Origin of the sequence: Prosthecobacter sp. (assembly GCF_046154365.1) — a bacterium.
In the GTDB taxonomy this organism is placed as follows: Bacteria; Verrucomicrobiota; Verrucomicrobiia; order Verrucomicrobiales; family Verrucomicrobiaceae; genus Prosthecobacter.
Window position 1 is genome coordinate 1 of record NZ_JBJXFV010000025.1, and the last position, 13,620, is coordinate 13,620.

Consider the following 13,620-nt stretch of genomic DNA (forward strand, 5'->3'; position numbering starts at 1 on the left):
GTGAAAATGCATGAATCCCACAGATTCAGATAACCCACAGATTGCATGAGTCTGAAAACAAATCTGCGGGTTTTCTGAATCTGTGGGAAATCACAAAACCCGATGACGCGAGGTATAGTTGAAGGCCTGCTGCGAAGCCGCGCAGCGAACATCAATCGTTGGCGAACGGCTCAGCACTTCACCCCGCAGGTGAATACCTCTCCCACACGCAAGACCCTCAGTGTCAGGCTATCAACCATCAACCATCAACCATCAACCATCAACTGCCGCACCATCAACTGCCGCATTCTCCGTAGCAGCTACCGCAAAGGATGAATCCTGCTCAAACCCGTCCGCGATCGGGATTGTTGATGGGGTCGCGACTTCGCTCGTTCTACCGCCGCAGCGCCAGGATCAACTCATCCATCTTATCCGCGATCTGCTGCATCTCGCTTTGCGTCGGCGGATCGCTCACGGTCATTCCCAGCGCGGCCACCGCGTTGCTGTTGCTGCTCGTGCCGTTGATCGCCGTGGTCAGTTGCGCATTCGTCACCTCGCCCGGCGCACCCTGTTGACCCGCTTGACCCTCTTGGCCTCGGGGTATTCCGAAGCTCAGCCGCACCGCCGTGCCGTCAAAGCTCACGTTCACCGTTGCGGGATCACCAGGGTTGAGTGTGCTCACCCCATCCACGACGAAGTTCGTGAACGGCGGCCCCTGCGGCCCCGGCTCCCCCTGCGCACCCGTACCACCATCGTTGCCGGTAAAACCACGCGGCAGGTTGAAGATCATCCGCACCGCGCTGCCATCAAACGTCGCCTGCGCCGACGCGGGATCAGTCGGGTTCAGCATATTTACCCCATCGACGATGAAGTTCGTAAACGGCGGCCCTTGCCCGCCATCGCTGCCGTTGCTGCCGTTCGTACCGTCATTCCCACGCGGAATACCGAAAAGGAAACCCACACTCGCTCCATTGAAGCTCGTCTGCACCGTGGCAGGTTCACCGGGATTGAGCGTGCTCACGCCATCCACGATGAAGCTCGTGATGGGCGGACTGCTCACGCCATCCTGGCCTTTGGGGATGCCAAAAATGAAGCGCACATTGGCACCATCCCAGCTCACGCTGGCCTGCGCCGCATCACCGGGATTGAGCGTGTTGGTACCATCAATGATCGCGCCAGTGACGCTCGTCCCATCACTGCCGTTCTGGCCGGGCGGTCCGGCGGGAATGGTGTCGATGAGATCCTTCAGGCCGTTGAACTGCGCGCGCATCTGCACCGCGTCGATCTCCGTGCCGGGTTGGGGAATGTTGGGGTCGTAGGGCATGGCGGCTGGATGCTGGATGCTGGATGCTCGTCCTCCTACTCCTACTCGAACTCGAACTCGAACTCGTCCTCGTCCTCCTACTCGAACTCGTCCTCGATCACGGCGTACCAATTACACCCCAGATCTCGGAGCAGCCTTGTAGCTATCTTAGCATGGGCTTGGTTGTCATGGGCGTCAGCGGAGCGTTAGAATCGAGGACGAGGACGAGGACGAGTAGGATTGCACCTCCGGTGCTAGGGGCTCACGGTGATGCTGGCCACGTCCGTCCAGTCGCCGGACTCGGTGCCGGCGTCCCAGAAGCGCAGCTTGTACTCGCGGATCTCCGGCTGTCCGGCCACCAGCAGCGGGCGCGCGTCTTGGAACGGGGTGTCCTTGGAGATGCCCAGCAGCTCAAAGCTGCCGCTGCCGCGCTTGCCATAGACGGCCACCGCGTAGTGACCGAATTTCTTGTGCCGCACTCGCACGCAGTTGCAGCCGTCGCCCGCCTCCGCTTTCAGGGTGAACTCGGGGCGCGTGTGCTCCGCCGTGTCCTCCTCGCCGATGATGCCGAGGTCCATGCCCATGTCGTCGGTGTAGCCGGGCAGGCCTTTGATCACCTGCACCAGGCGGAAGGTGCGGTCCAGTGCGCCGGGCAGCACCTCGGTGATGCCGGCGGGCAGCGTGGGCAGCACGGGCGTGTTGTAGGGGGTGAAGACAAAGGCCTCCCCTCCCGTGCCGGTGGCCAGGTTGGCCAGCGCGGCGGTGCAGGCTGGGGCAAAGTCACGCACGTTGCTGATCCAGTCGCCCAGGCCGTAGGCCAGGTAGCGGTTATCGGCCACCGCCGCGTTGATTTGGGCGGCGGTCAGGGGGAGGGCGGGGCCGTAGATCTGGAGTTTGGCCGCAAAGTTGGTGTGCCATTCCGGGCGCTCTGGCAGTTGATTGGGGTAATAGTTGCTACGTTTCATTTGGGTGTGTCTCTTGTGGGTTCGGTGGTTGCGAGGCGTGGCAGCGGGCGGCGTTGCCGCAGGCGACCACAGAGCCCCAGAAGTCCAAGTGACGCCGCTGTTCCACAGCGCCATCAGCAGGCCCTCCGAGGTTTGAAAGGGGTGAAAAGGAGTGGATCGCCGCCCTGCCCAGCCAAACGGCTGGACGAGCCAGCCGAACAATGGGATGAGCCGGTCGAACGATTGGATGAGCCAGTCGAACGATTGGGCGAGCCAGGTGAACGGCTGGACGAGCCAGCCAAGCGATTGGATGAGCCGGATGAACGAATGGACGAGCCAGCCAAACGATTGGACGAGCCAGATGAACGACTGGATGAGCCGGATGAACGACTGGACGAGCCAGCCAAACGACTGGATGAGCCGGATGAACGATTGGGCGAGCCGAATGAACGGCTGGATGAGCCAGCCAAACGACTGGGTGAGCCGGATGAACGATTGGGCGAGCCAGATGAACGGCTGGATGAGCCAGATGAACGATTGGACGATCCGTTAGCCATGCCGACTGGCCCGTGGAGCCGGTTATCGGGCATTCCCAGTCTCCCGGTCTCCTCTCCTGCCAGTCTGGATGTCAGCGTCGCGTTCATGGGCGCAGTGTCCCCCGATCCCGGCAGGAGTCGATGCCGCTATGGAGACACTTCGGCGCGCAGGGTAAAGAAGCCCAGCAGGTGGAACTCGATGGCCTGCATGCCAAAGGGCCGCCCCAGCTTCGCCACGGTGTCATTGGTCGTCACCGCCTCCATGCACAGAATGTCATGGATCATCGACCGCGCCACGTGCGTCAGCTCATGCAGCTTTTTGATCGTCAGGTGAAAGTGAATCATCAGATCCATCAGCGCCAGTGCCTCACCCGCGCAGAGCATGTCATGGGGCTTTGCCCGGCAGCGCTGGATGATCTCCTGGCGGGAGATCGGAAACACCGGCTCTCTCCGGGCCTTCTCCCCACGCTGCAAAGCCTCCCCTCCGCCCTCCTGCCCACCTGACTGCGAAGCTGCCGGTGTGGTCCGGGCCGCGCGGTGTCGCTTCGATTTCATGAGGAAACAGAGTTTCGACTGCGGATTGAATCAAAAAAAGCAGCCGACGGGAAGCAGGAAATCAAAAAAGTTTGGCGGGATCCACGCGCAGGCAGGCAGATGATCCTTGCCGCCCGCCAGCAGCCTCCCTAACCTCGGCCCACCATGAACCGGATTTACCAGGGCAGAGTCACGCAGGTGCAGCAGCGGCAGGGAAGACCAATGATTTCCCGAAAATAAAGTCACACCCACCCCAGCATTTGTCCCACCCCCTGTTTTAGCATGCATCGATAATCAGCCCACCACCAACCGATGCACTTCGCCCACACCACCACCGACGGCCGCCCTTGGGAGCTGCTGGAGGATCATCTTCAGGAAGTGGCCGAGCTGGCGGGAGAGTTCGCTGCTGCGTTTGGAGCCGAGAAATGGGGCCGTCTCGCGGGGCTATGGCATGATCTGGGGAAGTATTCGCGGGAGTTTCAGAATTACTTGAAGGCGGTCACGAGTGAAGCGCATCTGGAGGAGAAGGATATGCCTGGGCGTGTCGATCACTCGACGGCGGGTGCTCAACATGCGGATCGGTCGGTGAAGATCGTGGGCAGACTGCTGGCTTATCTCATCGCCGGTCATCATGCGGGCTTGCCAGATGGCATGAGCAGTGAGGCAGGTGGTTCAACATTGGAAGCACGCTTGAAGAAGCCCATTCCTGTCTGGGCGGATGCGCCATCGGATTTCACCGCCGTGCCGCCAATGCCGAAGCCGCCGGGGTTTGCTTTTGTCAGCGGTCATGCTACGAGCTTCTTCCTGCGGATGCTTTTCTCGTGTCTCGTGGATGCGGACTTTCTCTGCACGGAACGTTTCATGGACAAAGGCAAGTCTTCCCGTCGTCCGCATCGTCTGCCCACCATCTCAGCGATGGAGGAATGCTTGCAACGGCACCTCGCGAAGTTTGGTGAGGCTGAGACGGAGGTACAGAAGCAGCGTTTTGGCATTCTCAATGCCTGCCTTGATGCGGCGGAGCGTCCGCCGGGTTTGTTCTCGCTCACCGTTCCGACTGGGGGAGGGAAGACGCTGTCATCGCTGGCCTTTGCGCTCAAGCACGCACGCCTTCATGGCATGGAGCGCGTGGTGTATGTGATTCCATTCACCAGCATCATCGACCAGAATGCCGAGGTGTTTCGTGATGCTTTGGCGGAGCTAGGAGATGATGTGGTCCTGGAGCATCACTCGAATCTCGATCCTGACTCGAAGCATGTAACGCAGACCACACGCCTTGCTTCGGAGAACTGGGATGCGCGGCTCATCGTCACGACCAACGTGCAGTTCTTCGAGTCGCTTCATGCCAAAGAAACCTCACGCTGTCGGAAGCTGCATCGTCTCGCCAAGAGTGTGATCATTCTCGATGAAGCGCAGACGCTTCCGATCACCTACATGCAGCCTTGCTTGAAGGCGCTGGAGCAGTTGAGCACAAACTACGGCAGCAGTGTGGTGCTCTGCACGGCGACGCAGCCCGCGATTGTGAAGCGTGATGATTTCAAGATTGGCCTGTCAGCGCCGCACGAGATCATTCCTGATCCGCCGAAGCTCTATGCGGCGCTCAAACGCGTGGAGGTCACCAATCTTGACACCGTGCCTGATGTGGAACTCGTGCCGCTGCTGCAAACGCATTCACAGGCACTCTGCATCGTCAGCACCCGCCGACACGCAGCGGAGTTGTTCCGTGCGCTGCCAAAGTTGGCAGACAACGTGCATCTCAGCGCCCTCATGTGCCCGGAGCATCGCAGTGAGGTCATCGCGATGATCAGGCAACGGGTGAAGGACGGTCTGCCCTGCCGGGTGATCTCCACGCAGTTGATCGAAGCCGGAGTCGATCTGGATTTCCCCGTCGTGTATCGCTCCATCGCGGGCCTCGACTCGATTGCGCAGGCAGCAGGCCGCTGCAATCGCGAGGGCAAGCTGGCAGGCATGGGGCAGACTTTTGTCTTCAAACCTGAGCGTGCCATCCCCGCAGGCTACTTGCGCCAGAGTGCGCAGGTGGCGGAACAGGTGATGCCCGGACATGCTGATGTGCTGAGTTTGGCTGCCGTGGAGCATTACTTCCGCATGCACTACTGGCAGCGCGAGAAAGAGATGGATGCGAAGAAGATCATGGAATGCTGGCCGACCCAGCAGCCGGAGACGGCAGAGAATTTGCTGCTCTACATGTTCAAGACCTGCTCCGAGAAGTTCCGCTTCATCGAAAGCAACTACCAGTCCGTCATCATCCCATGGGGGAAGCGCGGCGAGAAACTGCGCGACGACATCAAGGCTGCCTTTGATCCCCGCGCGCAGTGGCCGCTTGCCCGGCGTGCGCAGCGCTTCATCGTCTCCATCCCAGAGCCGCTCTTCAATGCCAATCTTGGCAAGAGCATCACCACCTATCACGACCGCTTTCATGTGCTGAATAATGATGTGGATTACCATCCGCAGATGGGCCTCACGTTCGGCACCATTGACTCCTACGACCCCGAATCCCTCATCCTCTCCTGAACCATGGCCTACGGCATCAAACTCAAAGTCTGGGGCGACTTCGCCTGCTTCACCCGACCGGAGATGAAGGTCGAGCGCGTCAGTTATGACGTGATGACACCTTCCGGCGCACGCGGCATCCTAGAGGCCATTTACTGGAAGCCGCAAATCCGTTGGGTCATCGACCGCATCCATGTATTGAAGCCCGTTCAGTTCACCAGCATCCGGCGCAATGAAGTCGCGTCCAAAGCCTCCGCTGCCACGGCCAAGAGCGCGATGAAGGCTGGCACGGGCGACATCGGCATCATCATCGAGGAAGACCGCCAGCAACGCGCCGCCTTGGTGCTGCGCGATGTGGCCTATGTGATTGAGGCGCATTTCGAGATCACCGACATGCGCTTCGAGAAGGATGGGCCGGAAGCATCGCGTGATGACAACGCGGGCAAGCATCTGAGCATCTTCAACCGACGGGCGAAGGGCGGGCAATACTTCCACCATCCCTATTTCGGCTGCCGCGAGTTCCCGGTGAACTTCGAGTTGATTGATGGTGCCTTGCCTGAATCGACTCTGCCCGCTGGCGAGCGTGACAAGGATTTCGGCTTCATGCTGCACGATCTGGAGTTCGATCAAGACCCGAAGACCAAGGCTGTGAAGAGCACCACGCCCCGCTTCTTCCGTGCCGAGATGAAGAACGGCATCATCGAAGTCCCACCCTTCCACCAAGCCCTCGCCTAGCCATGATTCTCCAAGCCTTGAATGATCTCTATGAGCGGCTGGCGGATGATCCCAGCTACGAGTTGCCACGTCCCGGTTACAGCACGCAGAAAGTGAGCTTCTGTGTGGTCCTCAAGCCAGATGGAACGTTGGTGGACATTCAGGACGCTCGCATCACACGCACTAAAACGACGAAGGCGGGCAAAGAAAAGACCACGCAACTCTCCCGTCCTGTGCTGGTCCCTGGGCAGTCGAAGCCACCCGGGCAAGGTTTGACTCCCTGCTTCTTGTGGGACAACAGCGGTTACATGCTTGGCTACAAGGCCGAAGATGATAAACCAACGAGGACAGCGGAAGCTTACGAGGAGTTCCGCAAGAAGCATGTCGCACTGGAGAAGGAACTCAGTATTCCCGAATTCTCTGCGGTATGTCGCTTTCTTGAATCTTGGAAGCCGAAGTCAAAGGACGCACTCAAATACAAAGAGAAGCTTGATGATTTCGCCGAAACCGGCTTTGGCGTGTTCCAGATCCTAGGCGCGACGAACTACATTCATGAGATGCCTGCGATCAAAGAATGGTGGGCGAAGCAGCAGAACGCGGAGAAGCCGGATCTCATCGCACAATGCCTCGTGACGGGTGAAGTGCTACCCATCGCACAGACACACCAACCTGCGATCAAGGGCGTGGCAGGCGCGCAATCGAGTGGTGCGCTGCTCATCTCCTTCAATATGAAGGCCGTCGATTCGTATGGGCGCAACGACGAGCAAGGTTACAACGCACCCGTCAGCCAGACCGCTGTGTTCAACTATGCCAACGCCTTGAACACCATGCTGGGCGGTCCGCAATCGCATCGGCATCGCGTCATCATTGGTGATGCCACTACCGTCTTCTGGACGGAGAAGCCGACAGCGGCGGAATCCCTGTTCGCTGACTTCCTGCAAGGCAACGACCCGGAAGAAGACGGTGAGGCTTCGCAGGATAAGGCTCTCGCCACACGCTTGCGCATGTTCATGGAAATCCTGCGGCAAGGCGGTGGTGCGGAGTTGACCAAGCTCGGCGATGACCCGCAGACGAAGTTCTTCATCCTCGGCCTATCTCCCAATGCCTCGCGTCTCTCGGTGCGCTTCTGGCATGTGGCGACGCTGGGGCAGATGGTGGACAAACTGAAGTCGCATTACGACGCCCTGCGCTTGAAGCGATCCTCTGACAAAGACCCGGAATTCCCCGCCGTGTGGCAGATTCTTCGTCAGACCGGACGCGAGTCGAAAGACATCCCGCCGCTGCTCTCTGGCCCTCTCATGCGCTCCATCCTCACGGGCAGTCGCTACCCGCAAGGCCTTTTCAACGCCGTGCTCAATCGCATCCGAGCCGATCACGAGATCACCTTCCTCCGTGCCTGCATCTTCAAAGCCTTTCTCATCCGCAACCATCAACTCGACATTCCCATGAGCCTCGACACCACCCGAACCGAACCCGCCTATCTGCTTGGCCGCTTGTTTGCGGCTCTGGAGAAGACTCAAGAAGACGCCTTACCCAGCATCAATGCCACCATCCGCGACCGCTTCTACAGCGCTGCATCAGCCACACCCGGCACGGTCTTTCCACGGCTGCTGCGAACGTATCAGCATCATCTCAGCAAGCTCGAAGGCGGGCAGAAGGTGAATCGCGAACGTCTCGTGCAGCAGATCATGGCTGGTGATCCCAAGCTCCCTCCACCGGAAACCGGACTGAACAAGATGCCAGGGCATCTCCCGCTCGAAGGCCAGGGACTCTTTGCCATCGGCTACTACCACCAGCGCCAGGACTTCTTCACCAAGAAAGACAAAACCGAAACCGCCAAAGCCTAACCCCTCCATCAATCTCAAATCCACACCACCATGAACAACCGCCACGACTTCATCTACCTGTTCGACGTTAAAGACGGCAACCCCAACGGCGATCCCGATGCCGGGAATCTGCCACGCATTGACCCCGAAACCGGCCACGGCCTTGTCACCGACGTGTGTCTCAAGCGCAAGGTGCGGAACTTTGTCACGATCACTCGGAACATGGAATCGCCCTTCGGCATTTATGTGGCGGAAGCCTCGGTGCTCGGAGACGCTCACACCAAAGCATTCGCCAAGCTCAACATCTCGCTCGGCGAAGACGCAAAGCAGACGATCGAGGAAAGCGACCATGACACACTCACGGACGCTGGGCTGCCCGAGGGCATTCGGCTAGAAGAGGAAGATGACGACAAGTTCTCGCTGGTTCTTGAAGGCACCGCCGACAAGAAGGCTATCAAGGAATGGTTGAAGGAGAAGGAGAGCGAATTGAGCAAGGCTCACAAGAAACTAATCACGGACCTGATGAAAGGAGCGAAGGGCAGAAAACCGACGCGAGAAGAAACACTCTCGGGACGGGATCAGATGTGCCGTGATTATTATGACATTCGGACGTTTGGGGCTGTGATGGCTCTCAAGTCGGCCCCGAACTGCGGGCAAGTGCGTGGTCCGATTCAATTGTCCTTTGCCCGATCCATTGACCCTGTGGTGGTGAGTGAACATGCAATCACGCGAATGGCTGTGGCTACACAGAAAGAGGCAGATAAGCAATCCGGCGACAACCGCACGATGGGCCGCAAGTTCACCGTGCCGTATGGCCTCTACATGGCGCATGGCTTCATCAATCCCTTCCTCGCCAAGCAGACGGGCTTCACGGATGCCGACTTGGAACTGTTTTGGGATGCCTTGAAGAACATGTTCGAGCATGATCGTTCCGCCGCACGCGGCCTCATGTCTGCGCAGAAGCTCATCGTCTTCCAGCACGACACCCCGCTCGGCAATGCACCGGCCAACAAGCTCTTCGATCTCGTCTCCGTGAAGCGCAAGGCGGGCGTTGAGGTGCCGCGCAGCTTTGGTGACTATGAGGTCAGCATCGGTTCGCCGCCCAATGGAGTGCAGATCATTGACCGGCTCTGACCGTGGTCCGCTCAGTCCCCTGAGCGGTGAATGAAGGGCTCATCCAGAACCGCATCGGGGACGATGCGGGCCACCTGCTGGATTTGAGATTTCCCTTTTCCCAACTGCCGCTACTGTATGAACCATGACCGCGAAGGAGAGCATCACCCGCTGGCGCGCCCTGCCGCCGGAGGAGGTATGAGCCGAGGGACGGAGGCGAGTCCGACTGCCGCAGGCAGCCCGAAGGGTGAGACGAGCGGGGAGCGAGCGAGTCCACCTGCGCCGCCGCTGGGATACCATCCCGGCGAAGGTGGCGCGGAGCATGGCCTTCGAGGGGGAGCCGAGCCGAAGGGACCGAGGCGAGATAGACAGCCATTGGCTGCCCGCAGGGCGAGAAGAGCGTGGGGCGCGAGCGAGTCAACCGGTGCCGGTGGAGAAGATTCGCGCGACACACGCCCGGATCGAGCCACCTCCAGGGTTGGCGCTACGCTCCAACCCTTCGCTGTAATCCGAAAGGCCGTTGGCCTTTTCTTTGCGGAGGGGCGCTTTCTGACGATCCATCCGTTTCGGGATTTCAACGGGCGGACGATTCGTCTGCTGCTGACGGAGCTGCTGCGGCGGCTGGACCTGCCACGGGTGACACTGGCCCCGGAAGGCGAGGCGGCGCGTGCGGCGTACTTCCTGGCGCTGGAGGCGGCGGACCGGTTTGACTGGCAGCCGCTCATGGAGGTGTGGAATGAACGCTTACTGGTCCTCTCGTAGTCTCCAAGTCTCCTCTTCTCCAAGTCTCTCATTTCTCCGCTCTCCCTCCATGTCACTTCACGCTGCCACCGCTTCGTTCACTTCACTGAGGGCTACGCGTCGTTGCCCGGCGGGGATGCCTTGGGGGAAGTCCACTGGGATTTCTTCCAACCGCTCATCCACCTTCAAGGTGATGCTGGCAGACATGGGCCGTGCCTCCTGCGTGAGTGCTTGCTTGAGGATGATGAAGTCCGGTCCCATTTGTGCCAAGGGCACGTCCTGCGCTCCGAGGTGGAGAACCATGCTGACCTGGGCAGAATGGGCTGGACGTGAGGTGAACATGGTTAGGATGAGGTTATGAACGAAGATGAAACCGAAATGGCAGAGGCTTATGCGCTGCTGCGTGGTTTTCAACTCACCGGGCAGCTCGGCGCTGGGCTGAATGGTAGGGTGTGGAAAGTGCGTGACAACCGCAAACGTGCCTGGGCGCTGAAAATTCAGGATGCGCATGGCTTCAAGCTGGAGCGGGCCTGCTACGAGCGGCTCGGGGAGTTGGGGGTGGCGGAGGTGGCGGGATTTAACGTGCCGGTGCTGATCCACGCGGAGGAGCGCTGGCGGGCCATCGAGATGAGCATCGTGGACCGGCCCTTCATCCTGGACTTTGCTCAGGCGTATCTGGATGAGCCGCCGGAGTTCCCCGAAGAGGTTTGGCAGGAGTGCCTGGAAACTTGGGAAAGCCGCTATGAGGACGACTGGCCTGCTGTGCAGTCGGCGCTGCGTGAGCTGAGGTTCCTGGGCATTTATTACCTCGATGTGCATCGCGGAAACATCGCGCTGTAACCGTGCTAGCCTTCATCCATTCGTCATTGCTCATGGAACTCCTGCCCATCTCCGCGCTGCAACACCTGCTCTACTGTGAGCGGCAGTGTGCGCTGATTCATGTGGAGCAGGTGTGGGCGGAGAACCGCTTCACGGCGGAGGGAAACGTGATGCATGAGAAGGCGCATGACGGGCCGGATGAGCTGAAGGCTGGGGTGCGCATCGTGCGCGGGCTGGCGGTGAAGTCGGAGGTGCTGGGACTGTCCGGGCAGTGCGATGTGGTGGAGTTTCACAGGAGCGCGGGCGTGCCGCCTAGCCAAGGTGGTCCGCTCAGTCCCCTGAGCGGTGAATTGATCCTCCCGGTGGAATACAAGCGCGGGAAGCCCAAGGCGCACCGGGCGGATGAGGTGCAGCTCTGTGCGCAGGGGCTGTGCCTGGAGGAGATGTTTGGTAGCTGCGTCCGCCAGGACGTGGAATCCCCGGCCGGTAGCCAGGACGTGGAGAGTCGCTGCGCCTGCCCAGGCGTGGAGCCGCCGGACCACCTGCTTGCGCAGGCGGCTACGATCAGGGAAGGCCGCCTCTTCTACGGCCAGACGCGGCGGCGGATGGATGTGATCTTTGATGAGGAACTGCGTGCGCTGACGGTGGAGGCGGCGCGGCGGCTGCATGAACTCATCGACAGCCGGGAAACGCCGCCAGCCGTCTATGAGGAGCGGAAGTGTGATGCCTGCTCGTTGATTGAGCTGTGCATGCCGCAGGCGATGCGGTTTCAGAAAGGAGCCGGCGCGTGGTTTCAACGGCAGATGGCGGATCTTGCGGGGCCTCGTAGCGGCTGGCGTGAGCCTGCCGAGCACCTGACGGAAGACTCACATCTTCCGCTACAAAAAACGCCATGAAAAAGCACCTCAACACACTCTTTGTGACTCTCGACGGTGCCTGGCTGGGCAAGGACGGCGAGGCGGTGATCGTGCGTGTGGACAAGGAAACAAAGATCCGCGTGCCGCTTCATAACCTCGATGGCATCGTGGCGCTGGGCTGGGACATCTCATGCAGCGCACCGCTGATGGCGGCCTGTGCGGAAGCGGGAGTGACGCTTTCCTTCTGCACGCCGTATGGGAAGTTTCAGGCGGCGGTGCGCGGCTTCACCAGCGGCAATGTGCTGCTGCGGCGGGAGCAGTATCGGCGGGCGGATGATGAAGCGGCCAGTGTGGCGGTGGCACGGCACATGATCGCGGCGAAGATCGCCAACCAGCGCACGGTGCTGCTGCGGGCGGTGCGGGATCATGGCGGGGAGGAGCGCACGAAGGCGCTGGAGGCGACATGCATTGAGCTGGCTTACAACGCGCAGGTGACGAGTCGTGCGGACAATCTGGACACGCTGCGTGGGATCGAGGGCGATGCGGCGAAGCGCTACTTCGAGGTGTTTCCGCATCTGATCACCAATCCGGCCTTCACCTTCACGGGACGGAACAAGCGTCCGCCGACGGACCCGGTGAATGCGCTGCTGTCGTTTTTGTATGCGATGCTGGCGCATGACTGCCGCAGCGCGTGCGAGACGGTGGGGCTGGACCCGCAGGTGGGCTTTCTGCATCGGGACAGGCCAGGCCGTGCCTCGCTGGCGCTCGACCTCATGGAGGAACTCCGTCCCGTGCTGGCGGACCGGCTGGTGCTTTCCCTGATCAACCGTCAGCAGGTGACTCCCGCCGGTTTCAGCATCAAGGAAACCGGCGCGGTGGAGATGAAGGAGGCGACACGCAAGGCGGTGCTGGTGGCGTATCAAGAGCGCAAGCAGCAGGAACTGGAGCATCCGTTTCTCGGCGAGAAAGTGACGCTCGGACTGGTCTGCCATTTGCAAGCCCGGCTGCTGGCGCGTCACCTGCGCGGCGATCATGATGCGTATCCCGCTTTCCTTTGGAAATAACCTCGTAGCCGCGCCCGCAAGGGCGTGGACCAACCCCAACTTGAACCATGTACGTTCTAATCACTTATGACGTAGCGACGAGCACGGAAGGTGGCACCCGCCGCCTGCGGCAGGTGGCGAAGGCCTGCCTGGACTACGGGCAGCGCGTGCAAAACTCGGTCTTCGAGTGCAAGCTGGACCCGGCGCAGATGGTGGAGTTGCGGGCGCGACTGGAAAAGATCATCAATCCCGAACACGACAGCTTGCGCTACTATCACCTCGGAAACAATTGGGAGCGGCGCGTGGATCATGTGGGGGCCAAGGCGTCGTATAATGTGGAGGGGCCGCTGATTGTGTAAGTGCCAGCTTGCGCGAACGTGGAGCGGTGGGGTAAGACAGAGGAGGTTCGCGGAAGGCGAAGGGTGCTCACGATCAGTTCTTTGACAGACATCAGACGGAAGTAGGAGCCAGCGAGGGCTGGCAAACGAGTGCGTTCGCGGGATAGCGAGTTCTTGTGCCGAATACGAGATGATTTAAGTATGGAGAGTCGCCGCCCGTGAGGGCGGCGCGGATTGAAACAGCGACGGCCTTGATGGCGAACCACGGCTCGCGTGTCGCCGCCCGTGAGGGCGGCGCGGATTGAAACATCACGCGACTGCCCGCGATGAAATCATTGTTGGAGTCGCCGCCCGTGAGGGCGGCG

At 60.3% G+C, this 13,620-nt stretch carries 15 protein-coding genes; 10 read left to right on the forward strand and 5 right to left on the reverse strand.

Features of this window, described 5'->3' with window-relative positions; genetic code table 11:
* Positions 1-373 precede the first annotated feature (373 nt).
* Positions 374-1,303 (reverse strand): hypothetical protein, encoded by a 930-nt coding sequence (locus ACKVY0_RS03190; protein ID WP_409213345.1) that lies wholly within the window; start codon positions 1,301-1,303, stop codon positions 374-376.
* Between the two features lie 233 nt (positions 1,304-1,536).
* On the reverse strand, positions 1,537-2,247 hold the full coding sequence (locus tag ACKVY0_RS03195) for a hypothetical protein (RefSeq protein ID WP_409213346.1): 711 nt from the start codon (positions 2,245-2,247) through the stop codon (positions 1,537-1,539).
* A 226-nt stretch (positions 2,248-2,473) separates the two neighbouring features.
* Between ACKVY0_RS03195 and ACKVY0_RS03200 the strand changes: the two genes are divergently transcribed.
* Positions 2,474-2,779: a hypothetical protein gene (locus ACKVY0_RS03200; RefSeq protein WP_409213347.1), complete on the forward strand. Its 306-nt coding sequence runs from the start codon at positions 2,474-2,476 to the stop codon at positions 2,777-2,779.
* 130 nt (positions 2,780-2,909) lie between these two features.
* Here the strand turns inward: ACKVY0_RS03200 and ACKVY0_RS03205 are convergent, their stop codons facing one another.
* Positions 2,910-3,317 carry a hypothetical protein gene (locus ACKVY0_RS03205; protein WP_409213348.1) on the reverse strand — a complete coding sequence of 136 codons (408 nt, stop codon included), beginning with the start codon at positions 3,315-3,317 and terminating at the stop codon, positions 2,910-2,912.
* A 291-nt stretch (positions 3,318-3,608) separates the two neighbouring features.
* On the opposite strand from ACKVY0_RS03205, the gene cas3 reads away from it, so the two are divergent.
* The 5 genes from cas3 to ACKVY0_RS03230 all read left to right on the forward strand — a co-directional run bounded on the left by cas3 (position 3,609) and on the right by ACKVY0_RS03230 (position 10,219).
* On the forward strand, positions 3,609-5,825 hold the full coding sequence (cas3, locus tag ACKVY0_RS03210; RefSeq protein WP_409213349.1) for a CRISPR-associated helicase Cas3': 2,217 nt from the start codon (positions 3,609-3,611) through the stop codon (positions 5,823-5,825).
* Positions 5,826-5,828: 3 nt separating this feature from the next.
* The gene (cas5c, locus tag ACKVY0_RS03215; protein ID WP_409213350.1) at positions 5,829-6,539 is read left to right on the forward strand and encodes a type I-C CRISPR-associated protein Cas5c; all 711 of its coding nucleotides are present in this window, start codon (positions 5,829-5,831) and stop codon (positions 6,537-6,539) included.
* A gap of 2 nt (positions 6,540-6,541) precedes the next feature.
* A complete protein-coding gene (cas8c, locus tag ACKVY0_RS03220; protein ID WP_409213351.1) occupies positions 6,542-8,365 on the forward strand; it encodes a type I-C CRISPR-associated protein Cas8c/Csd1 in 1,824 nt (607 codons plus the stop codon).
* A gap of 30 nt (positions 8,366-8,395) precedes the next feature.
* A complete protein-coding gene (gene cas7c / locus ACKVY0_RS03225; protein ID WP_409213352.1) occupies positions 8,396-9,478 on the forward strand; it encodes a type I-C CRISPR-associated protein Cas7/Csd2 in 1,083 nt (360 codons plus the stop codon).
* 117 nt (positions 9,479-9,595) lie between these two features.
* A complete protein-coding gene (locus tag ACKVY0_RS03230) occupies positions 9,596-10,219 on the forward strand; it encodes a hypothetical protein (RefSeq protein ID WP_409213353.1) in 624 nt (207 codons plus the stop codon).
* Positions 10,220-10,276: 57 nt separating this feature from the next.
* Here ACKVY0_RS03230 and ACKVY0_RS03235 read toward each other — a convergent pair whose 3' ends face one another.
* Positions 10,277-10,540, reverse strand: a complete 264-nt coding sequence (locus tag ACKVY0_RS03235; RefSeq protein WP_409213354.1) for a hypothetical protein — start codon at positions 10,538-10,540, stop codon at positions 10,277-10,279.
* 15 nt (positions 10,541-10,555) lie between these two features.
* Between ACKVY0_RS03235 and ACKVY0_RS03240 the strand changes: the two genes are divergently transcribed.
* Genes ACKVY0_RS03240 through cas2 form a run of 4 tightly spaced genes read left to right on the forward strand, consistent with a single transcriptional unit; the run spans position 10,556 to position 13,276 of the window.
* Entirely contained in the window at positions 10,556-11,038 is a 483-nt protein-coding gene (locus ACKVY0_RS03240; protein ID WP_409213355.1) for a hypothetical protein, read from the forward strand.
* Between the two features lie 2 nt (positions 11,039-11,040).
* Positions 11,041-11,913, forward strand: a complete 873-nt coding sequence (cas4, locus tag ACKVY0_RS03245; protein ID WP_409213356.1) for a CRISPR-associated protein Cas4 — start codon at positions 11,041-11,043, stop codon at positions 11,911-11,913.
* Positions 11,910-12,938: a type I-C CRISPR-associated endonuclease Cas1c gene (gene cas1c / locus ACKVY0_RS03250; protein WP_409213357.1), complete on the forward strand. Its 1,029-nt coding sequence runs from the start codon at positions 11,910-11,912 to the stop codon at positions 12,936-12,938. Before cas4 ends, cas1c begins: the two co-directional genes overlap by 4 nt.
* Before the next feature lie 47 nt (positions 12,939-12,985).
* The gene (gene cas2, locus ACKVY0_RS03255) at positions 12,986-13,276 is read left to right on the forward strand and encodes a CRISPR-associated endonuclease Cas2 (protein WP_409213358.1); all 291 of its coding nucleotides are present in this window, start codon (positions 12,986-12,988) and stop codon (positions 13,274-13,276) included.
* A gap of 91 nt (positions 13,277-13,367) precedes the next feature.
* Here cas2 and ACKVY0_RS03260 read toward each other — a convergent pair.
* A partial coding sequence (locus ACKVY0_RS03260) for a hypothetical protein (protein ID WP_409213359.1) occupies positions 13,368-13,620 on the reverse strand: 253 nt, incomplete at its 5' end.

Bases quoted from the DNA above. Each gene is read 5' to 3' on its own strand.
- cas8c (WP_409213351.1), top strand. From the start codon at position 6,542: ATGATTCTCCAAGCCTTGAATGATCTCTATGAGCGGCTGGCGGATGAT.
- ACKVY0_RS03205 (WP_409213348.1), bottom strand. From the start codon at position 3,317: ATGAAATCGAAGCGACACCGCGCGGCCCGGACCACACCGGCAGCTTCG.
- cas7c (WP_409213352.1), top strand. From the start codon at position 8,396: ATGAACAACCGCCACGACTTCATCTACCTGTTCGACGTTAAAGACGGC.
- ACKVY0_RS03195 (WP_409213346.1), bottom strand. From the start codon at position 2,247: ATGAAACGTAGCAACTATTACCCCAATCAACTGCCAGAGCGCCCGGAA.
- cas1c (WP_409213357.1), top strand. From the start codon at position 11,910: ATGAAAAAGCACCTCAACACACTCTTTGTGACTCTCGACGGTGCCTGG.
- ACKVY0_RS03190 (WP_409213345.1), bottom strand. From the start codon at position 1,303: ATGCCCTACGACCCCAACATTCCCCAACCCGGCACGGAGATCGACGCG.
- ACKVY0_RS03230 (WP_409213353.1), top strand. From the start codon at position 9,596: ATGAACCATGACCGCGAAGGAGAGCATCACCCGCTGGCGCGCCCTGCC.
- cas2 (WP_409213358.1), top strand. From the start codon at position 12,986: ATGTACGTTCTAATCACTTATGACGTAGCGACGAGCACGGAAGGTGGC.
- cas5c (WP_409213350.1), top strand. From the start codon at position 5,829: ATGGCCTACGGCATCAAACTCAAAGTCTGGGGCGACTTCGCCTGCTTC.
- ACKVY0_RS03200 (WP_409213347.1), top strand. From the start codon at position 2,474: ATGAGCCAGTCGAACGATTGGGCGAGCCAGGTGAACGGCTGGACGAGC.
- ACKVY0_RS03235 (WP_409213354.1), bottom strand. From the start codon at position 10,540: ATGTTCACCTCACGTCCAGCCCATTCTGCCCAGGTCAGCATGGTTCTC.
- cas3 (WP_409213349.1), top strand. From the start codon at position 3,609: ATGCACTTCGCCCACACCACCACCGACGGCCGCCCTTGGGAGCTGCTG.
- ACKVY0_RS03240 (WP_409213355.1), top strand. From the start codon at position 10,556: ATGAACGAAGATGAAACCGAAATGGCAGAGGCTTATGCGCTGCTGCGT.